This window comes from Asaia spathodeae NBRC 105894, from assembly GCF_025994195.1.
Taxonomy (GTDB): Bacteria; Pseudomonadota; Alphaproteobacteria; order Acetobacterales; family Acetobacteraceae; genus Asaia; species Asaia siamensis.
The window spans coordinates 37,834-58,804 of sequence record NZ_BAPY01000039.1 but is presented as its reverse complement, the minus strand read 5'-3'; the positions used below and the strand labels follow the sequence as shown (position 1 = coordinate 58,804).

General features: G+C 58.5%; 18 protein-coding genes. 11 read left to right on the top strand and 7 right to left on the bottom strand.

Annotated features, from left to right (window positions below):
- The first annotated feature begins 30 nt into the window (after window positions 1-30).
- Window positions 31-1,086, top strand: a complete 1,056-nt coding sequence (locus tag AA105894_RS11780; protein WP_267311896.1) for an NAD(P)-dependent alcohol dehydrogenase — start codon at window positions 31-33, stop codon at window positions 1,084-1,086.
- A 47-nt stretch (window positions 1,087-1,133) separates the two neighbouring features.
- Here the strand turns inward: AA105894_RS11780 and AA105894_RS11775 are convergent, their stop codons facing one another.
- Window positions 1,134-1,949 carry a DeoR/GlpR family DNA-binding transcription regulator gene (locus tag AA105894_RS11775; protein WP_267311895.1) on the bottom strand — a complete coding sequence of 272 codons (816 nt, stop codon included), beginning with the start codon at window positions 1,947-1,949 and terminating at the stop codon, window positions 1,134-1,136.
- A 282-nt stretch (window positions 1,950-2,231) separates the two neighbouring features.
- Here AA105894_RS11775 and AA105894_RS11770 point away from each other — a divergent pair, with 282 nt between their 5' ends.
- The 9 genes from AA105894_RS11770 (at window position 2,232) to AA105894_RS11730 (ending at window position 13,190) form a co-directional block, all read left to right on the top strand.
- The gene (locus tag AA105894_RS11770) at window positions 2,232-3,773 is read left to right on the top strand and encodes an FGGY-family carbohydrate kinase (protein WP_267311894.1); all 1,542 of its coding nucleotides are present in this window, start codon (window positions 2,232-2,234) and stop codon (window positions 3,771-3,773) included.
- A gap of 54 nt (window positions 3,774-3,827) precedes the next feature.
- On the top strand, window positions 3,828-5,519 hold the full coding sequence (locus tag AA105894_RS11765) for a glycerol-3-phosphate dehydrogenase/oxidase (RefSeq protein ID WP_267311893.1): 1,692 nt from the start codon (window positions 3,828-3,830) through the stop codon (window positions 5,517-5,519).
- 332 nt (window positions 5,520-5,851) lie between these two features.
- Complete coding sequence (locus AA105894_RS11760; protein WP_267311892.1) at window positions 5,852-6,616, top strand: triose-phosphate isomerase; 765 nt, start codon at window positions 5,852-5,854, stop codon at window positions 6,614-6,616.
- Window positions 6,613-7,440 carry a DeoR/GlpR family DNA-binding transcription regulator gene (locus AA105894_RS11755; protein WP_267311891.1) on the top strand — a complete coding sequence of 276 codons (828 nt, stop codon included), beginning with the start codon at window positions 6,613-6,615 and terminating at the stop codon, window positions 7,438-7,440. The genes AA105894_RS11760 and AA105894_RS11755 overlap by 4 nt, the downstream gene beginning before the upstream one ends.
- 22 nt (window positions 7,441-7,462) lie before the next feature.
- Window positions 7,463-7,930 carry an RpiB/LacA/LacB family sugar-phosphate isomerase gene (locus tag AA105894_RS11750; RefSeq protein ID WP_267311890.1) on the top strand — a complete coding sequence of 156 codons (468 nt, stop codon included), beginning with the start codon at window positions 7,463-7,465 and terminating at the stop codon, window positions 7,928-7,930.
- A gap of 30 nt (window positions 7,931-7,960) precedes the next feature.
- On the top strand, window positions 7,961-8,887 hold the full coding sequence (locus AA105894_RS11745; protein ID WP_267311889.1) for a substrate-binding domain-containing protein: 927 nt from the start codon (window positions 7,961-7,963) through the stop codon (window positions 8,885-8,887).
- A gap of 17 nt (window positions 8,888-8,904) precedes the next feature.
- Window positions 8,905-10,410, top strand: coding sequence for a sugar ABC transporter ATP-binding protein (locus AA105894_RS11740; RefSeq protein ID WP_267311888.1), 1,506 nt, complete (start codon window positions 8,905-8,907; stop codon window positions 10,408-10,410).
- Window positions 10,400-11,416 carry an ABC transporter permease gene (locus AA105894_RS11735; RefSeq protein ID WP_267311887.1) on the top strand — a complete coding sequence of 339 codons (1,017 nt, stop codon included), beginning with the start codon at window positions 10,400-10,402 and terminating at the stop codon, window positions 11,414-11,416. The genes AA105894_RS11740 and AA105894_RS11735 overlap by 11 nt, the downstream gene beginning before the upstream one ends.
- A gap of 52 nt (window positions 11,417-11,468) precedes the next feature.
- Window positions 11,469-13,190: a dihydroxyacetone kinase family protein gene (locus AA105894_RS11730; protein WP_267311886.1), complete on the top strand. Its 1,722-nt coding sequence runs from the start codon at window positions 11,469-11,471 to the stop codon at window positions 13,188-13,190.
- 145 nt (window positions 13,191-13,335) lie between these two features.
- On the opposite strand, the gene AA105894_RS11725 is transcribed toward AA105894_RS11730, so the two are convergent.
- Window positions 13,336-14,748 (bottom strand): amino acid permease, encoded by a 1,413-nt coding sequence (locus AA105894_RS11725; protein ID WP_267311885.1) that lies wholly within the window; start codon window positions 14,746-14,748, stop codon window positions 13,336-13,338.
- 200 nt (window positions 14,749-14,948) lie between these two features.
- Window positions 14,949-15,794 (bottom strand): undecaprenyl-diphosphate phosphatase, encoded by an 846-nt coding sequence (locus AA105894_RS11720; RefSeq protein WP_267311884.1) that lies wholly within the window; start codon window positions 15,792-15,794, stop codon window positions 14,949-14,951.
- A 128-nt stretch (window positions 15,795-15,922) separates the two neighbouring features.
- Between AA105894_RS11720 and AA105894_RS11715 the strand changes: the two genes are divergently transcribed.
- Window positions 15,923-16,375: an MlaD family protein gene (locus AA105894_RS11715; RefSeq protein WP_188426511.1), complete on the top strand. Its 453-nt coding sequence runs from the start codon at window positions 15,923-15,925 to the stop codon at window positions 16,373-16,375.
- A gap of 51 nt (window positions 16,376-16,426) precedes the next feature.
- On the opposite strand, the gene AA105894_RS11710 is transcribed toward AA105894_RS11715, so the two are convergent.
- The 4 genes from AA105894_RS11710 to AA105894_RS11695 form a co-directional block, all read right to left on the bottom strand.
- Window positions 16,427-17,545, bottom strand: coding sequence for a D-alanine--D-alanine ligase (locus AA105894_RS11710; RefSeq protein ID WP_267311883.1), 1,119 nt, complete (start codon window positions 17,543-17,545; stop codon window positions 16,427-16,429).
- 7 nt (window positions 17,546-17,552) lie between these two features.
- Window positions 17,553-18,149: a DedA family protein gene (locus AA105894_RS11705; protein ID WP_267311882.1), complete on the bottom strand. Its 597-nt coding sequence runs from the start codon at window positions 18,147-18,149 to the stop codon at window positions 17,553-17,555.
- Between the two features lie 119 nt (window positions 18,150-18,268).
- Window positions 18,269-19,057, bottom strand: a complete 789-nt coding sequence (locus AA105894_RS11700; RefSeq protein ID WP_304500473.1) for an SDR family NAD(P)-dependent oxidoreductase — start codon at window positions 19,055-19,057, stop codon at window positions 18,269-18,271.
- 171 nt (window positions 19,058-19,228) lie between these two features.
- Window positions 19,229-20,944 carry a dihydroxyacetone kinase family protein gene (locus AA105894_RS11695; protein ID WP_267311881.1) on the bottom strand — a complete coding sequence of 572 codons (1,716 nt, stop codon included), beginning with the start codon at window positions 20,942-20,944 and terminating at the stop codon, window positions 19,229-19,231.
- Window positions 20,945-20,971: the final 27 nt, after the last annotated feature.

Genomic DNA, 20,971 nt, shown 5'->3' with positions numbered 1-20,971 from the left:
TCTTCAGAATAACGAAACCGGAGAGAGCCCATGCTGTCCTGCATTGGATATGGCGCACAGAAAGCGTCAGACCGTCTCGCCCCCTTCAAGTTCGATCGTCGCGACACGGGGCCTGAAGATGTGCGTATCGACATTCTCTATTGCGGTGTCTGCCACTCCGACATTCATCAGGCACGCAATGAGTGGCACAACACTGTCTATCCCTGCGTTCCCGGTCATGAAATTGTCGGCCGCGTAAGCGAAGTTGGCGCATCGGTCACCAAGTTCAAGGTGGGTGACCTTGCTGGCGTTGGCTGCATGGTCGATTCTTGTCGCGAATGCTCGAGCTGTAAGGAAGGTCTGGAGCAGTATTGCGAAAACGGCTTCGTCGGCACATATAACGGTGAAGACCGTCAGGGTCGTGGCAACACCTATGGTGGCTACTCCAAGGCTGTCGTGGTTGATCAGGCATTCGTGCTGAAAGTCCCCGAGAACCTCGATCTCGCAGCTGTCGCGCCGCTGCTTTGCGCAGGCATCACAACCTACTCGCCGCTGCGTCACTGGAAGGTTGGCCCCGGTCAGCGTGTTGGTGTGGTGGGTCTGGGTGGCCTCGGCCATATGGCCGTCAAATTCGCCCGCGCCTTCGGTGCCCATGTGGTACTTTTCACCACCTCACAGAGCAAGGTGGAAGACGGTATCCGTCTCGGTGCCCATGAAGTCGTGCTGTCGAAAGACCCGGACGCCATGGCGAAGGAAACCGCCAGCTTCGATTTCATTTTGGACGCGGTTGCGGCCGATCATGACATCAATGTCTATCTCAACCTGCTGAAGCGTGAAGGCACACTGGTTCAGGTTGGCGCTCCGGAAAAGCCGCTACCTGTTGCTGTGTTCAGCCTGATCATGAAGCGTCGCAGCTTTGCTGGCTCGCTGATTGGCGGTATCGCCGAGACTCAGGAAATGCTCGATTTCTGCGGTGAACATGGCATCACGTCAGATATCGAGATGATCGCCATGGACGAGATCGAGACGGCATATTCACGTATGATGAAATCCGACGTGAAATACCGCTTCGTCATCGATATGGCGACGCTTGAAAACGCCGCCTGACCAAGGTTTGAGCCCTCTCACTCCCGGCTTTTACTGGGGGTGAAAACTCAGCAGATCTCGATCGGAATACCGGCCGTTTCAAGCTCGGACAATGTCTCGGGCTTGATCTGGCTGTCTGTCAGGATACGCGAAAATTCCGAGAGGGAGGTGAGGCGATGCAGCCCGCCTTGGCGGAATTTTGTGCTATCGACCAGCAGAACGCTGTCATCGGCAATGGCCATGAGCGCGCGCTTTACCTTCACCACGTCCTGGTCATTCTGGAATGCCGTGTCACCCGAAATCACCGAGGTGGACATGAACATGACATTGGCCCGCAGCGATCGCGCTGCCTGCTCGCAGACAAGCCCGAAAAACGCGTTGCGTGAATTGCTGTAATCGCCACCAAGGCAGATGATCTTGATGCCGGGGAAGGGCGCAAGAGCCTGTACTACGCCGACCGCATTGGTGATGACGGTAAGGGGCGCCCTGGCAGGCAGAAGCGGCAGCATTTCAGCGACGGTCGTCGAATCATCAAGAATGATGACCTGACCGGGTTCGATCATCGAGACGGCACGCTGGATGATCGTTTTCTTCAGATTGGCCGCACGGTGCTGACGATAGGCAACGTTCTTTTCCGTGCGTGCGCGGTTCTTGAGAGTGATGCCGCCATGAATCTTGTCAATCAGCCCCTGGCTGGCCAGCGCATGCGCATCGCGATGGATCGTCATACGGCTTACATCGAAATGTTCAGCCAGAAATTCGATGCTCGCATTGCCCTGCTCAAAGAGCAGATCAAGAATTTGCTGCTGACGTGATTTGAGATTCTGACGTTTGATCCCTGAGAAACCATCCAGGGAGGGCGCTGACTTGATGTCATCACTCATGGTCTGAAACTGCCTTTGACAGATATGCTTGCTTTTGTTGGGACCAAGCGTAGCAGAAAATAAGATAACAAAAATATCACAAAGATATCATCCTCACAAGCCGTCCTTATCAAGGTTTTGTCGTCAGGCGTAAGCACTCGGGCTTCCCTTACGCAGGATGCTCTTCTCCGCGAAACTGCCCATATATATCATATATAGCACCAATTTGTGATTTTGTTAACACAACAACCAACTTTAGAACATCAAGCACCGATAGCGAGCCGAAAGAGCGAAGAGGCGATCATGGGTGCAGGTTATGTCTTGGGCGTTGATTGCGGCTCGACCACTGCGAAATCTGTCATCTTCACACCTGGCGGGCGCATTGTCGGTATAGGGCAGGCGCGTGTTCCCCAGGTAACGAATACACCTCGGCAGGTTGAGCGCGATATGAAGGCGACGTGGCTCCTCGTTGCCGAAACCATTCGTGATGCGCTGGCTGATGCTGGCTGCACGGGGGCAGATATCGCAGGCATAGGCATGACCGCCCATGGCGATGGTGTTTTTCTGCTCGACCACCAAGCCCAACCACTTGGCAGAGGTATCATGTCCCTCGATAGCCGCGCCTTTGGTGTGCACGAAGGGTGGAAAGAGGCGGGGCTTCTCGACCACGTCCTGCCCGTTGCTGGTCAGAGGCCCTATCCATATTCAGCAACCACGCTGTTGGCCTGGATCAAGCGTTTCGAGCCTGAGCGTTACGGGGCCATCGGCACCGTCTTTTTTGCCAAGGACTGGCTTCGCTTCTGCCTGACAGGCCGGATTGCGACCGATCTGACCGAAGCGAGCACGGCGTTCACCGATCTTCATACGCAGAGTTACAGTCAGAAAATCCTTCAGACGCTCGATCTGCAGGAAATTGCGAGCGCGCTGCCGCCAATGCTGAACTCCTGCGACCGGGCAGGCCATGTCACCGCTGAAGCGGCACTCATGACGGGTTTGCTGCAGGGCACACCTGTCTCCGCAGGGCTGCATGATGTCATCGCCGCCTCTGTCGGGCTGGGTCAGGTGCGGGCGGGTGACATGACCGTCACAGCCGGTACGTTCTCGATCAATGAGGTGCTGCGTGATCGACCGGTGACTGGGGCAGAATGGGCCTGTCGCGCCGGTTATCGAAAAGGCCTGTGGAATTGCATGGCGATTTCACCGGCCTCTGCGAGCAATCTTGAATGGATGGCGCGTTATATCGCGCCCGACGATCCCGACGCAGCTGCCCATCTCATTGAGGCCTCCATAGCAAGGTTCGAGCAGGGGCGTGTTGAACGCCAGATCCCGCTTTATCATCCCTATCTGTTCGGCTCGCCTTTTGAGACACCTGCCACGGCCTCGTTTCTCGGGCTGCAATCCTGGCATGACCGCGCCGATCTGTTTCAGGCAATGATAGAGGGCACGATCTTCAACCACCGTCACCATGTCGAAGATCTGATGCGCACGGGGCCGGTCAACAGCATCGGCGTCTCAGGCGGCGGAAGTCGCCGCCCTGAGATAGGCCAGCTCTTTGCGAACATCTTTGGCAGACCTGTCATGACGTCGCCGGTGCGTGAGGCAGGGGCTCTAGGGGCTGCGCTGACGGCCAGCGTTGCCTGCGGCAACCATCCAACACTTGAGGACGCTGTTGCCGGGCTCGATATGCAGCATACACGCTTCGCCCCCGACCCGGCGCTCTCACGTTATTACAACGCCATATACACGCGTTACACCACGCTGGCTCAAATTCTCGAGCCTTTCTGGCCATCTCTGCACAGCGCACCTGTCCCTCATGAACAGCCTTTGCGCGCCGCCACGGCCTGAGGCCTGCGCGGTCGCTAACCCGTTTCAGAACCACTTCCTAAATCGAGATACCCGATGACCTATTCCGCCAAACAAATCGACTCTGCCCATTTCGATGTCACGATCATCGGGGCAGGCATCAATGGTGTGGGTCTCTTTCGTGAGCTGGCGCTTCAGGGGCTCAATGTTCTCCTGATCGACAAGGGTGATATCTGCACTGGTGCTTCAGCGGCGCCATCAAGACTGATCCATGGCGGCATCAAATATCTCGAGACCGGAGAGTTTCGCCTGGTTGCGCAATCGACCCTCGAACGCAATCTGCTGCTGCGCAACGCACCGCACGTGGTCAAGCCGCTTCCGACAATCATACCGATCCATTCCTGGTTCGGCGGGATTCTGCCCTCAATCAAGCGGTTCTGCGGTCTGAAGACAAAGCTTGCCGATCGAGGTATCGCGATTACCGAAGTCGGGATGCAGATCTATGATTATCTCGGCCGTCGCGCCCGCGTAATGCCTCGCCACACCCTTTCTTTCGGGCGCTCTGTCAGGCGCGACTGGCCGCATATGACACGAAAGGTCATCGCTACCGGACGATATTATGATGCTGCCATCACCCAACCTGAAAGACTGGGTTTCGAATGCGTCGAGGATGCGCTTCGTCTTTCTCTTGGCTGCGCAGTGAGAACCTATACCAGAGTCACCTCATTCCATGAGGGGGCCATGACCCTGCGTGATGACATCACCGGCCAGGTTGAGCATGTCCACACCGATCTGGTCGTCAATGCCGGTGGTGCATGGATCGACCAGGTTAACGCGGAGATCGGCCTTTCCACACGCTATATTGGTGGCACGAAAGGATCGCATCTCGTTATGCGCCATCCCGAATTGCTGCGAGAACTCAACGGGCAGATGGTCTATTTCGGCACGGCAGACGGCCGCATCTGCCTTGCCTATCCGTTCATGAACCATGTTCTGATCGGCTCGACCGATATCCCGTGCAAGGACGCCGACAAGGCAATCTGTTCACAGGAAGAACAGAGCTACATGCTGGCCATGCTTCAGGGGCTGTTTCCCGGTTTTCGTTTCAGCGACAGCGATGTCGTCTATCGCTATTGCGGCGTAAGACCGCTCCCCGCCACGCGCACGGACGACCCTGGCGAGATCAGCAGAGACCACATCATCCACACTGATTATGCCGGGACCACGCCCGTCCTGTCTCTGGTTGGCGGTAAATGGACCACATTCCGTGGCCTCGCGGAAGAAACAGCCGATAAGGTACTGGGGCTTCTCCACCGTAAACGGACGCGCTCTTCGCGTGAGAGGGCAATCGGGGGCGGGGTCGGTTATCCGGGGCAGAAATCACGAAATGCCTATATCCGGCACCTTGCCGAGATGCAGGGCCTGCCGCTGGCACGCGCGACCCTGTTATTCGAGCGCTATGGCACTACTGCAGAGCGCGTTGCTGCTTTCTGTGCACGCACACCCGATCAAGCACTCACGTCTCTTCCCGATTATACAAGGAACGAGATCCAGTATCTCACGAAGGAAGAACTCGTGCGCAAAGCTGCCGATCTCCTTTTCCGGCGCACACCGATCGCGCTTTCGGGCGAAATCAGCCGTGCTGTGGTCGAAGAGGTTTGCGCGATCATGGCGCCAGCCCTTGGCTGGACAGAGGCCATTTGCGCATCCGAAATCGACAGCGCCTGGAGAATTGCGGTTGAGCAACATGGTGTTTCTGACAGCACTGCAGGCGATGCAGCAAGCTGAAACCCGGGCGCGAGAGTTCTGACAAAGCAGGAGAATGCGCAGATCAGTCAGAAGGGCCTTAGCGCTTGTAAGGCGCTTGGGCTTGGCTACACGACGGTGCTCGGCAAGGTCTGCGGATCACAGGATTTAGTGATCGCCCGATAACAAAATCGCACAAAGTACAGAATCTTGATTCCGTTTGATTTTAGGCAAAATGCAGGCTTTTTCCTGCGCCTAATCATATCAATGTGAACGCTGAAGGTGATATTTTATCTACCTTAATGTTATATAAATCCCTATCACAACATCAGGACGTTACACTTACCGTCACTGCGTCACAGAGAGAGAACACGATGCCCTTAAAGTCGCTCTGGATCGGAACAAGCTGGAAAATGAACAAGGGGCCAGCCGCCGCCCGGGAAGCGGCCGAGCAGATCGCGTCCATAGCTGTGCCCTCTTCCGTGACGCCATTCGTCATTCCGCCTTTCACATCGCTCGAAATGGTCGCATCCCGCCTCGCAGATACGCGCTGGAGCGTGGGTGCGCAGAACATGCACTGGGAAGACGAGGGCGCGTGGACAGGCGAAATCTCGCCCCATATGGTGCGCGAATGCGGTGCCGATATTGTCGAACTCGGCCATTCGGAGCGTCGCGAGCACTTTGGCGAGACTGACATCACCGTCAATCTCAAGGTCAAGGCCGCCATACGCTACGCTCTGCGCCCGCTCATCTGCATTGGCGACAGTGCCGAGGAATATGAGTTCGGCGTGACGCATGAGACACTTGCCCGTCAGACCAAGATGGCGCTCCATGGGCTGACGCCGGACCAGATCGGAACTGTTCTGCTGGCCTATGAACCCGTATGGGCCATTGGCGCCAAGGGAAGGGCCGCCGAACCCGCTTTTGTCGGAACCGCGCATACACGCCTGCGCCATGTCCTGGCCGAACTGGTCGGGGAAACGACTGCGCGCCGCGTGCCTATTCTTTATGGCGGCAGCGTCTCGCTTGAAAACGCAGCACGCTATACAGCGCTGGCCGATGTCGACGGCGTGTTCATCGGTCGTTCGGCTTGGGATCCTTCGGGTCTTGCCGCCATCATCCGGTCGGTTGTGTCATGAGCGGCGCGACCGGCGTAGAGAGCAAGGCCGTCTCGGCACGGCGTCGCGAAATCCTAGACTACGTTCTCGAAAACGGGGGCGCCCAGATCGAGGAGCTCGTCGAGCGTTTCTCGACCAGCCGCATGACGATCCATCGCGATCTGCACGCGCTGTCCGAGCAGGGGTTGGTACGCAAGGTCCATGGTGGCGTAACCATGCTGGCCAGCGGCGTGATGGAAACAAGCGTCGTTCATCGCCTGCGTCGCGCCTCTCGTGAGAAACAGGCCATTGCGCGTGTCGCGACGAATTTCATCAAGGCTGGCGATATCATCGCCCTCGATGATTCCACCACGTCACGCATTTTGTCGGAAAATCTTCCCTCGGGTATGCCTCTGACGGTGCTGACCAACAGCATGGGTATTGCTACCCAGCTTGCAGGGATGCGCGATATCAGTCTGATCTGCCTCGGTGGTAAATATCACCCGCGCTTCGACGCGTTTCTCGGCATTCTCTGCGAGCAGGGCACGAAGTCGCTTCGGGCGAACACGCTGTTCATGTCTGTCTCTGCGGTACGCGATCTTGGCGCCTATCATCAGGAGCAGGAGATCGTGAAATGCAAGATGGCGCTCATGGAAATTGTCGATCGGCGTATCCTGATGATCGACAGTCAGAAATTTGACGTCACCGCGTTGAACCGTCTGGCTAATCTCTCTGATTTTGACGTTGTGATTACCGATTCAGGCGTCTCTGAAAGTCAGAAGAACCGCATGCTCGATGCGGGCATCAATCTGCATGTCGCTCCGCTTGACGACACGCCGCCCGCCTCGCGCTCCGTCCCTCTCTAGAACACCATAAAGGAAGACGATCATGAAAATTGCAGTTGGTGGCGATAGCGCCGGTGAGGGTCTGGCCCAGCAGATCGTGGCGCATCTCAAGGCTAAAGGGCTCGATGCAGTCGACCTCTCACGCCCTGCAGATGACAAGAGCGAGCTCTACTCCGAGCTAAGCGAACGCGTTGGCCATGCCATTCTTTCCGGCGAATATGAGCGCGGCATCCTGTGCTGCGGCACGGGCATCGGGGTTGCCATTTCGGCCAACAAGATCCCCGGCATTCGCGCAGCGCAGGTGCATGACAGCTACTCCGCAGAACGTGCAGCGCTGTCCAACAACGCCCATATCATCACACTCGGTGCGCGCGTTGTCGGCGCTGAACTCGCCAAGACCATTGTTGACTCGTTCCTCGCCAAGGAATTCGACCCGGCCAGCGCCTCGGCGCGCAATGTCGATGGTATCGATGCTCTCGATCGCAAATATTCACCCAATTCCTGCAAATAATGGGTTAACGCGACCATAAGGTCTGATCTCATGAAAAAAGCTCTGCTCGCCACCGCAACCCTGCTCTTCGCCCCGCTCGCCGCCCATGCGGCGGCGGACAATGCGCCGATGCGGTTTGTCATGATACCGAAAGCCGTTCATCCGTGGTTCGACAAGGCCAATAACGGCGCGCAAGCCGCCGCGGCCCTGCTGAGCAAGTCCACGGGACGCGCCATCACGGTTGAATATCGCGCGCCGCAAACCGCCGATGTCTCGACCCAGAACGACATCATCGAACGCGCGATAGCGACGCATCCCGATGGACTGATCCTCGATCTTCTCGACGAGAAGGGAAACCGGTCGACCATGCAGGAAGCGGTCGATGAGAAGATTCCGATGACTGTTTTCGACTCCCTGCCACCCGAGGGCATGGAAATCACGGCGGTCGGAGCGGATTTCTGCGAACAGGGCACCCTCGCGGCGGAGCGGCTTGCGAAGCTGATCAACCACAAGGGTGAGGTCGCCGTTATGATGGGCGTGCCTACTGCGCCCAATCATGCCCTTCGCGCGCGCTGCGAGCTGAAGGTATTTGCCAAATATCCCGATATCAAAGTCGTAGCGACAGGCATTGATAACGATAGCATAGAAACTGCGCAGAAACAGGCATCAGCCATCATGCAGGCCCATCCCAACCTTGCAGGCTGGGTGGCCTGTGATGCTGCGGGCCCTGTGGGCATCGGTCAGGCCATTCGCGAAAGCGACAAGATCGGCAAGGTTCAGGAGGTCGGTCTGGATAATCTGAACGACATGCTTCAGCTGATTAAGGATGGCGTGGTCGATTCCTCTGCCTCAAGCCGCCCTGAAATGCAGGGCTACTGGGCCGTTATTGCCGCCTGGCAGAAGGCGCTGGGGCAAAAGACGCCTAAAAACATCGATACAGGCATCGATATCATCACCAAATCAACGCTCTCCAAATAAACGATCGGGAGGGGGCTATGGTCCTTCTCAAGGCTTCGGGCATACGAAAGACCTATCCAGGGGTCGTGGCCCTCGATCACATCGATCTGACTCTTGAACCCGGCAAGGTGCATATCCTTGCCGGTGAGAACGGAGCAGGGAAATCCACGCTTATCAAGACCCTGTCCGGTCTGGTCAAACCGGATACGGGCACACTCGTCATTGACGACGCCGATGCACTGCAAGACCACAAGCTTTTCGAGCGTGTGGCCTATGTGCCTCAGGAACTCAATCTCTTTCCTTACCTCACCGTCGCAGAAAACATGTTCATGCCATTTGCCCGCTCAGGCTTCGGCAGGATCACTGTATCGGAAAAGGCGATGGAGGTGGAGGCCGCGAAATTCATTGCCCGTTTTGGCATTCACGCACGGCCTGATCAGAAAGTCGCTGAAATCAGTGTCCCCGATCAACAGCTTCTGCAGATTGCCCGTGCGGCAACTCAGGAAAATTTCGGGGTCATGATTCTCGATGAGCCCACCTCGTCTCTGACTGCCAAGGAGACGGAACGACTCTTTCGCATCATCAATGATCTACGCGATCAGGGCGTCGCCATTGTCTTTGTTTCTCACAAGATGGAAGAAATTTTTTCGCTCGGCGATACAGTGACGGTTTTGCGCAACGGTCGCAGCGTCGGCACTTTCTCGATGGACGGTATGACCGAAGGGGAGTTGATCCGTCTGATGTCGGGCAGCACCGTGAAACTGGACGAGCAGTTCCAGCCAGCGCCATCTGCACGTACCGGCGAGACCATTCTTTCTGTTGAGAGTCTGACTGGCCCCGGTTTCAAAGATGTTTCCTTCGATCTGAAGCGTGGTGAGATTCTTGGCTTCGCGGGGCTCGTCGGGGCGGGCCGCTCTGAGATCATGCAGGCCATGTTCGGATTTCGCAAAGTCCAGAGCGGCCGCGTCATTCTTGACGGTAAACCGATTGCACCTAACCGACCAGACAAGGCGGTGCAGGCCGGGATGGTTTATCTCTCGGAGGAACGCAAGCATCACGGTATTTTCCCGATGCTGAGCCTGCGCGAAAATATCTCGCTCGCCGTCACCCGGAATATCACAAAAGCGGGGCTTATTTCGCCACGCCGCGAAAACGCGTTGGTGAAAGAGATCATCGAGCAATTCGATGTTCGTACTTCGTCTTCCGCCAAAAAGATCATGTTTCTCTCGGGCGGTAACCAGCAAAAGGCCATTATCGGTCGGGCAATGGCACGCAGGCCACGTTTGCTGATCTTCGACGAGCCGACGAAGGGCATCGATATAGGCACCAAATTCCAGATCTATCGCATCATGCAGCGCCTCGCCAAAGAGGGTGTCGGGATTATCCTTGTCTCATCCGAGATGAGTGAGCTCCAGCGCTGCGCAACTCGTATCGTAACGCTCTATTCGGGCCGAATTAACGGCTCCTTCGACCACGAAACAACCGAAATCAGCACATTGGTCGCCTCGATCATCGGCTCACCGGAGACAAGCCATGTCGCATGAGATGCCCGCGCCGCATGATGGCGCAGCCAGACAACGTCAGCCCGATATCCTTGTCCGAATCAAGGCTGTGGCATCCAATCCCCTCTTTGGGGTCATGATCGCATTAGCAGTCATATTCACTCTTTCCTGCACGCTTTCGTCGAATTTTCTGACAGCGTTCAACATGAAAATCATCGCGCGCTCGCTCGCCTTCGTCGGCTTGGTCACGATCGGTCAGGCCATTCTGATGATTCTCGGCGAGCTCGATCTCTCCGTTGGTGCCATTGGCGGTCTCGCTGGCGTTGCGGGTGGTATTTTCATGGTGCAGGCGGGGCTCAATCCTTGGCTCTCTCTCGTGCTCTGCCTCGCGCTTGGCACAGGATGCGGGTTGCTGAACGGTCTGTTGATCACGAAGTTGAAGCTGCATTCCCTTGTGCTCACAATCGGCATGGCAGGGGTCTATGGCGGCGCCAATCTGGTGCTGACGAAGGGCGTCGCCATCACGGGTATTCCGAGTAATATCTCGTTTCTGGGGCGCGGGATGCTGTTCGGCCTCCCGGTTCCTTTCGTGATCCTGCTTCTTTGCCTCGTCATCGTCTCCTTCGTCATGATCCGCACACCGCTAGGCCGTTACACCTATGCGATTGGCAGCAACAACGCGGCAGCGCGTATGCTTGGCATCAGGGTAGATGCCATCAGAGTCTGTGCCTTCTCCGCTGCTGGCTTTCTCTCGGCGCTGGCCGGCATCCTGATGGTCGCGCGGCTGGGTACTGCCCAGCCCTCCATCGGTGATACATGGGTGCTGGCCCCCATCGCCGCTGCCGTCATCGGTGGCGTTGCAACCACCGGCGGTCTGGGAAGCCCGTTTGGCGCGGTGCTTGGCGCTGTCATCATTGGCATCATCGAGAACGTTATCGTCCTGTTTGGCATCTCGCCTTACTGGCAGTCGATCGTCAGTGGCGGGATCGTGGTCGCCGCAATTTCCTTCGACTCTCTTGCCCGGCGCTATTTCAACCGGGAAGCCTGAACAGGGCTCGTTTTCCACTTCTTCGCTTATCTGTACCGAGGACGACTATCCCATGACAAAAATCTGTGGCGACGCTGAGAATTTCGCGACATCCGCCCTCCGCGGCTTTGCCAGCATTTATCGCGATATCGTCCAGCCGGTGCGGGGCGGCGTGGTCAGAACGACGCCGGGTAAACGAGGCAAGGTTGCTCTTGTCGTGGGCGGCGGTTCTGGTCATTTCCCGGCATTTAACGGCTATGTCGGCGAGGGCTTTGCCGATGCCGCCGTTGCGGGCGACGTCTTTGCCTCGCCCTCGACCCAGGCCATCCTGCGTATCGCACGAGAGGCCAATCTTGGCGGCGGCGTGATCCTCGGCTACGGCAATTATGCGGGCGACGTCCTCAATTTCAGTATCGCTGCCGAGCGTCTGCGTGCCGAGGGTATCGATACACGCATGATCGCCACGACAGACGATATTGCGAGCGCCCCAGCCAGCGAGGAGAACAGGCGGCGCGGCACAGCAGGCGATCTGCCTGTTTTCAAGATTATCGGGGCAGCCGCCGAAGCCGGGTTGAGCCTCGACGAGGTCGAAGCTGTAGGACGCCGCGCCAATGCCCAGACGCGCTCGTTCGGCGTGGCTTTCGATGGCTGCACCCTGCCTGGAGAACGCGAAAAGCTGTTTCATGTGCCGAAGGGTCGTCTGGCGCTCGGGCTTGGGGTGCATGGTGAACAGGGCATCGATGAACTCGATCTGATGCGACCGTCCGAACTGGCTGCCATCTTGTGCGACCGCCTTCTAAAGGAAGCTCCCGCCAATGCAGGCTCGCGCATCACGGCCCTGTTGAACGGGCTTGGCAGCACGAAATACGAAGAGCTTTTCGTGTTATGGGAGGCGATCATCCCCCATCTCGAAAACGCGGGTTACACGGTCATCGCGCCTCTGGCGGGTGAATATATCACCAGCCTCGACATGGCTGGTTGTTCGCTGACGCTCACCTGGCTGGACGAGGAGCTGGAGAAATTCTGGCGCGCGCCCGTCAACAGCGCGGCCCTGAAGCGCGATGAAATGGCAGGAGATTATCGCGCCTCCCTGCCGGTTCTGACAGAAGCGCCTGCAGTATACATGAAGTCACTCACTGAAGCGGGCAGAAAGGGCGGGCGTTGTGTCTCCTCTATGATGACCAGGCTGTCGGCAGCTCTTACGGAGGCTGAACCTGCGCTTGGTCAGATCGATGCCCATGCGGGTGACGGCGATCATGGGCAGGGCATGGCGCGTGGGGCAGCCGCAGCGGCGAAAGCTGCACGCGCCGCTGTCGAGGCCGGGTCCGGTCCGTCGACGGTGCTTGCCGCTGCTGCCGATGCCTGGGCTGATCGGGCAGGAGGCACATCAGGTGCACTTTGGGGGGCGGGGCTATTTGCTTTCAGCACGGCTTTCGATGATTCCGCTGTGCCCGATGCACAAAGCCTTTCGCTAGGGCTCCGCCGTGCTATGGAAAAAATCACAGCCCTTGGGAAAGCCAAAAAGGGCGACAAGACTCTCATGGATGCGTTGGAGCCGTTGGTCGAGGGGTTCGAGGGCGGTCTGAGAAAGGGCTATTCCATTGCAAAAGCCTGGACTGAGGCCGCTGAAGCCTCGACGCTGGCCGCTGAGGCCACAAAGGATCTGCTCCCTCGTCTGGGCCGTGCTCGCACTCATGGGGAGCGTAGCAAGGGCCACCCCGATGCGGGCGCCATTTCCATGGCGCTTTGCGCCCGTGTGATCGCGCATGAGCTTTCGGAGCAGGCGGTCAAGTAAGCCTGCTGTTTGGGTCTGTACAAAAAAGGGGGGAGCCGAACGCTCCCCCCTTTCTGATTCTTGTGCGCCCCTTATCCACAACCTTACCCACGAACACATCCACGAAATCTGTGGGTAATTCGAGGAGCCCGCTTCTCACTCTGCGTCAGTCAGCGCTCTTCTTCGCGAAGCTGGAGTTATGACGGGAATAGTACCAGTAGGTGACAAAGCCGAGCCCCGCATAGGCGAGCAGAAGCAGGGCGGGCACCGGGTTACCATGCATGAGCGCCCGCGCCATGTCTGCAAAAAGCGGGGCAATCATCACGATACAAAAGAGTATGCCCAGTAGCGGGGTAATGCCGATCCACCAGCCTTTGACCCTGAAACCGCCCAGCGGCACGCTGAAGCTGCGCGGCATGTCGGGATGCATGTTGCGCTGCCAGATTACCGTAAAGCAGACGATGCCGAACGCCGCTGCTGTGCCAATGCTGACGAGATCGCTGATCACGTCGATAGGCAGGGTCGCGGTCGCAAGAGCCACGATGATCCCGAGCAGGATCGTCCCCGTCCACGGGGTGTGATAGCGCTTGTGGACATAAGAAAAGATCGGGGGCAGCAAGCCGTCGCGACTCATGGCGAAGAAAATGCGCGTCTGACCATAAAGCAGGCCGAGAAGCACCGAACAAAGGCCGATGGTCGCTCCGAGATTGACGAAGAGCGCGAGCCAGGGCTGGTGCATCGCGCGCACCGCAATCGAGAGCGGGTCTGCGACATTGAGCTGCTGGTACGGCACGATACCAATAAGGATGGACGCCACGCATACATAGACGAAGGTGCAGATTACCAGACTGCCGATAATGCCGATCGGCACGTCACGACGCGGGTTACGGGCTTCTGCCGAAGCCGTAGAGACTGCCTCGAACCCGACATAGGCAAAGAAGATGATCGAGGCTGCGCGGAACATGCCGGGGATGCCGTACTGGAATCCCCCGCGATATTCAGGAATGAACGGGTGCCAGTAGGATGGATGCAACGCGAACAAGCCGCAGGCGACAAAGAGGAACAGGACGCCGACCTTGATGAACACGATAATCGTGTTGACCCGTGCGGATTCCTGCACGCCGCGCACCAGACAGGCGGTGACGACAGCTATGGCAATCGTCGCAACCAGATCGAAACGCCAGCCTGAGGTGATAGCCATGCCACCACTGCCTGGGACGGTCTGAAACGTGGCCTGACTCAGGGCTGCCGGTATGTGGAAACCAAAACTCGACAACAGGCTCGTGGCGTACCCAGAGAGGCCGGAAGCAACTGCCGCGCAGGAGATGCCGTATTCGAGCAGAAGCAGCCAGCCCACTGTCCAGGCGGCACGCTCGCCCATAGAGACATAGGCATAGGAATAGGCCGATCCCGATACCGGCAGGCTGGAAGACAGCTCGCCATAGGAAAACGCCGTGAAGAGACAGGCGAGGGCGGCAATGACGAAGGAGACGAGAATGGATGGCCCGGCATATTCCGCTGCCGCCGTCCCGGTCATGACATAGATACCGGCGCCAATGGTCGAGCCTACACCCAGCATGACCAGCTGGGTTGCCGTCAGAGAGCGTTTCAGCCCGTTCGTCTCATAATCAGCCGTGACCTGTTCGAGCGTCTTGCGACGGCTCCCGGCAGGAGAAGGTGAAAGTGGAGGTGTAGCCAGGTCAGGAATGGTGAAAATCGCCCATGTTCGAAAAAGCCGATCATGACGGATCGGCCGTCAAAGTGGAAATTATTTCGTTATCAGAAGAGAACGAGTGCCAGTAGCGAGAACAGGCCTGCCCCCATGCAGTAGAAGGCAAAAGGCGACAGCGCCCAGCGGTCGTGATTGCGGAAATATTTCAGCAATACGGCAGTGCTGATCAGCGCGGTAACGCCTGCGGCGATCGCCGCCATCACAGAGATCTGCGCCATTTCGTGGCTGACGGTCATGTGTCGCAGCTGCCAGGCCTCGTGCACCGTTGCTGCCAGCACGGCAGGCTGGGCCATCAGAAGCGAGAAACGCGCAGCTGTCTCATGATTGAGCCCGCGCACCAGTCCGGCATTGATGGTCGAGCCAGAGCGCGAGATGCCGGGGAACAGGGCAAGACACTGCCAGCAGCCGATCACCAGCGCGTCCTTGGCCGACATATCGGCAATGGCGCGCTGCGGGCGACGGCCTTTATAGGAACGCATCCACTCGGTCACGAGCAGGATAAGCCCGTTGAGGAACAGGAACAGCGCCACGGCAACCGGCGTGCCGAAAATCACCTTGAGTCGATGTTCGAAAGCGGCACCGAAGATCACGACCGGGATGGTTGCAACGACGAGAAGAACCAGAATACGGATGGACTCTTCGCGGCGCGTCGGGCCGTGGCTCCCGATAGCCCCCGTGAAGATGGCCAGCCAGTCACGCCAGAAAAAGCAGAACAGCGCGACCAGCGTGCCGAAATGCAGCATGGTCAGAAACGGCAGGAATAATTCGCTGCGCTCGTCCAGGTTCCAGTGAAGCAGAGCCGGGAGCAGCACCGCGTGACCGAGACTGCTCACGGGAAAAAGTTCGGTCAGTCCCTGGACGATCGCCAGAACCAGTGCTTGTAGCAGCGTCATATCAGCTCAGTATGAAAGAAATGTTTCTACCTCCTGCCTCAGCGCGGCCCGGATCGCAAGCCCGCGCTTGACCATGATCGCAACTCAGGCGAAGAGTTCCGCTGTTATAACAGGCAGGTGAACCGAAGATGGCGGCAAAAAACAGGGGCGGCGCGATTCTGGCGAGCGCTATGGTGCTTGCCCTCGCGTCAGGCTTTGCCCTCTATGCCGTCGCCCAGCGTCATGGGCCTTCTGGTGATACACAGCGCTTTCATGCCCGCTTCGTTTCAGCCAACGGGCTGAACCCGGGCGCTGTCGTGGTTCTGGCAGGTGTCCGCGTCGGCACGGTCTCCCATGTCGGCCTTGATCCGCAGACGCAGATGGCACAGGTCGATTTCTCGATCGACCGCCATTTGTCTCTGCCGCAGGATACGATCCTCTCGATTGCGGCACCGAGCATGACGTCCGACAACGCCCTGGTCATTGCGCCGGGCACGTCGCGTGAACGTCTTCCGAGCGACGGCACCATTACAAACACCCAGGCGCCGAGTTCGCTGGAACAGCAGGTCAGCAATTATATCTTCGGCTCCGGGATCCAGTAGGAAAAAGGCCGAGGCATAGACCTCGGCCTGCCTTGACCCGGCGGAGCTTGCTCAGTCGTTGAGCGGATAAAGCGCCAGCAGGCGGCGCTGCTTGCGCCAGTAGCGCAGCATCGTATAGGCGCCGCATGTCTTGCGGCCACGGGCACGGTTCATCGCCCCGATACGGAACGCCTCACGATAGTGAAAGAACTGCGCACGATAGGCTTCCCAGAGGGTAGTTCTTGAATCCCAGATATGGGTTGCCTCCGACCCGACACCATTCAGCTCGATGATTTCGAAATCCTCGCCCCGGCGCAGGGCGTCGATGGAGGCAGCCTTGACGTCGATCCGACCGAAATGGAACTCGGTGATATCGCCGATGATTTCGTCAAGACGCCGGGTCAGGGCAGGGGTCGCATCCTTGCACCCATTGCGGAAGATCGAGCCCTTGCAGTGATTGCCCGTAAAGACGAGCTGCACCGGTTCGCCGCATGCAGGAACATCGTCGAGCCGCCCTTCGAGGCGTGGCAGATAAATGTCTGACAGAAGACTGGTACGGGTATCGCGCATGATCAATTCGCGGATCGTGGCGACACCATCGCCCTCGAGCACCGGAGATTCCTTGTAGGTGATCGAGGTGATGCGCCCTGAGGTCGCTCCCGGCTCTCGAATATAGAACAGTCCCGCCTCGACTGGCCCGGTGGCCAGCGCCTGGGCGAGAATGCGCACACCTGACGGGAATTGCCTCAGCACCGGCAGCAGGTCCGACGGACGCTGTACCAGCTTTACGCCCGTGCCATTGCAGCCGATATCGGGCTTGACCACCACGGGGAAGGCAATGCCCTTTTTGCTCAATGCGACGGTGATCGCCTTGGCGTCTTCCTCTCGCAGCCCCTTGCGCAACATCTGCGTCACATAGGGCGCTATCCATCTATTGGCGACGGGACCGGCAAGATCGAGAATACCGCTCTTGCTCTCGCCGCAGAGACCGCCGGTCTCGATGCAGGGATTGGCCGCACTGGGGACACTGAAATCGCCATAGCGCAGCCCGAGTGCGATCCAGTAGAGCACGATGGGCGTGTAAAAGATCGACCCCGGCCAGAACTCGAACAGGGAAAGCGGGTGGGGTGCCTTGCCATCCTCGTCGGGAGTCCCGGTCTGCGAGGACAAATCAGGCGAATTCTGAAGCATTGATCGATCAGTCACTGAAGGTCTGGAAACGTGCAATGAGGCGTCCGACAAAAAGAATGGTCAGGATGAAGCCCGCTATGCCGAACCAGCGCCAGCTGGCCATATGGGCTGACAGCCACCCCCCGACATGCAGGGAAACGCTGAAAAGGAGCGACGTCCAGATCAGTGTAGCGACAACCGCGCTCGCTGCAAAAGAGCCGAATGGCGCCCGAAAGAACCCGCAGGCCGTATAGAGCGGCAGACGCGCACCGGGAATGAAGCGGCTGATCACCACCGTACGGACTACATTGCGGTGAAACCAGTTCCGCCCCTTGTCATGACGAGGCAATGTCAGCCAGCGCCTTGCTGGCGGCCATTTCGCACCTATGGCGCCGAGACCGTAGAGGCCGAGATCGCCCACCGCGACGCCGATATAAAGCGAAATCAAAGCGAGGGTTACGGTGATGCGCCCCTCATCAACCGCCATGGCCGCAATCATGGTGGTGGCATCTTCAAGAATGAACGTGCCCAAAATGACCGCAAGCCCTTTCGACCACCACGCCGCTCCCGCAACTGATAGAAGATGATAGAGCGAACTGCTGCGAAAGGGGGCACCGTGGGACATGGCGCTTCATGTGCCACGCCCGACGGAAAAACGCCAACCCGATGCAACCGACTCGCAACCCGGTTCCCATCTCCCGACCGAGCCTCTGAGGGGCGGGCAGTCAGCGTTTAAAGGCTCGTCTATTGCAGATTGACGAAGCAGCCGCCATCGACCAGCAGCGACGCCCCCGTGACATAGCTTGCCATGGAAGAGCCCAGAAACACGATTGGGCCTGCCAGATCTTCCGGCGCCCCCAATCGGCCGAGGGGAATGCGACTGATCATGGCCTCTTCCTTCGTCTTATCTGACAGATCCTCTTCATTGATCGCGGTGCGTATCGTGCCGGGCAGGACCGAATTGCATCTTATGCCGAATTTTCCGAGAGCAACGGCACTGGACTGCATGAGAGAGTGAATGCCAGCCTTGGTCGGGGTGTAATGCGTCTGGTACGCGCCGCCGACCAGAGCCGAAATCGAGGATACGGCGATGATTGCGCCGCCGCGGCCCTGACTGACCATCTGGTTGGCCGCAGCCTGCACCATGAAATACGCGCCGAGCAGATTGACCCCGACGGTCTTTATGAGCGTCTCGGGTGGCAGGTCGAGAAAGGCATGAAACGGGCAGATACCCGCGTTGCTCACGAAAATATCGAGCCCACCGAGTTCCTCGGTAATGGCGGTGATGAAACGCGTCGCGGTCTCGTGCGCGGAAACATCGCCTTGAAGATAGAGGGCCCGCCGCCCTTCGGCCCGTATGGCATCAAGAATGGGCTGGACGCTTTCTTCCGGCACAATATCGGTGATGGCGACATCGGCGCCCTGACGGGCTGCTTCGAGCGCGGCAGCACGGCCGATACCCGCCGCACCGCCAGTGATCGCGAAAACCTTGTCTTTCAGAAGCATGTGAAATCCCTGACCTGTCATCTTCATGCGCGTCTGCCATCCATCCTCGTTGACGGCCGGGCATGGCCGTCGTGAAGGGGCAGGGTGACAGGCGTCCTGCTGGCGCGTCTCCCGAGCGATGATAACAGTCATCGCCCAACCCGAGACCTGAACTCCTGGCGAGGTCGCTTTACGGCTGCCTGTCCGGCTGGGTGCGCCTCAGCTGAGTTCCTGGATCAGAGGAGTGAGCGCCTGCATCGCTAGGGCGAAAGACAGCGCCCCCGGATCGGGATAGCCCTTGCTATGATCGCCATGCGTCTTGGCGCGTCCCTTTCTGGCCGCAAAATTCTTCGTTGCTTCTGCACCACGATGGGCCTCATCCACGGCACGGGACCAGCTTTGCGCCAGCCCATGCCCGGTGAGGCTCTGCTCCTCAAGTGTCGCAATGAAGGGGGCGAGCGCATCGACCATGGTCTTGTCGCCAATCTCGGCCTTGCCGATCGCCATGATTCGCTGGCCGCCCCTGATAACGCCCTGGACCAGCCGTGACCTGTCGAAAGCGCTGCTGTCATCCAGAACGGTCGAAAAGGCGAACAAGGCCTCTCCCCAGAGAGCACCTGACGTGCCGCCCGCCCGGTCTCCCCAAGCATCGGCGGCAGCCTCCATCACCGTTCGGGCACCGGCGCCTGCTTCGGATGCAGCCTGAGCTGCCCGAGAGGCAGCCCGCGCACCACGCGCCATGCCCTGCCCATGATCACCGTCACCTGCAATGGCGTCGATGCGCCCGAGCATGGCCTCTTCATCCTGCATCGTCTTCGCAAGGCACGCCATAGCTCTGGCAACACAGGCACCGGCGCTTTTCCCTGCTGCGCTTGATGCCGCCTCATAATCGACAGGCAATTCGGCAATGGCCTGTCGGGAGGCCGCAACCCAGTCTCCCGTCACTTCATGACGACACAAGGCCGGTGAGGTGACAGGGGCACGCCAGAAACGCTCGAGTTCCTCATCAAGCCAGGTGATGGTCAGCGAGCAGCCATACATATCGAGGCTCGTGGCATAGGAACCAAGCAGCGGTGCGATGAGCGTCAGGCCATCACGCTCGAACAAGGCTTCGAGCTCATTCCACAACACGAAAAGCTCTTCGGTTGTCGTCGCGCCTGCGCCATTGAGCAGAACGGCAAGCCGTCTGGCCTCGGGCGGTTTTTCCGCCATGACCCGGGCATAGAGCTCCGCTGCGATTTCTTCTGGCGCAGCCAGAATGCGCTCTTCAATTCCGGGTTCGCCATGAATGCCCAGACCGAGTGCCATCCGGCCCTCAGGTACGGTAAAGATTTTTTCGGGCGCACCGGGCAGGGCACAGCCATCAAAGGCGATGCCGAAGGACCGCGTCTGGGCATTGGCCTTGCGAGAGACCGCCTCAACGGCGTCGGTGTCATATCCGGCATCGGCTGATGCGCCCATGATCTTGAAGACGATGATATCACCCGCCACACCGCGCCTGCGCTCGGGCGTTTCAGCAGGAGCGCTCGCTACATCATCGGTCGTCACCACGATACGCGTGTCGATTCCTTCGGCACGCAGGCGCTCGGCAGCGATACCGAAATTGAGATTGTCGCCGGCGTAATTACCAAACCCCATGACAATGCCGCCCCCACGATGCGCCAGACGCCCGATATTGGCCACGGCCTGAATGGAGGGAGATGCAAAGATGCCTCCCATCACCACCGCATCGGCAAAGCCCGGCCCCACAAAGCCGCAGAACGTCGGATAATGGCCCGATCCGCCCCCGACGAGAACCGTCACCTTGCCTTCGGGACCAGGCTGTGCGCGCAGGGCACCGCTTCGTACAGGGCGCACGATGTCCTGAAAAACGTGATTATAGGCGCGAAGACCATGCGTGGCGAAATCGTCTTCATTACCGCAGATATCGACCATATTTTCATGTTCCGTTTGATGGCCCGC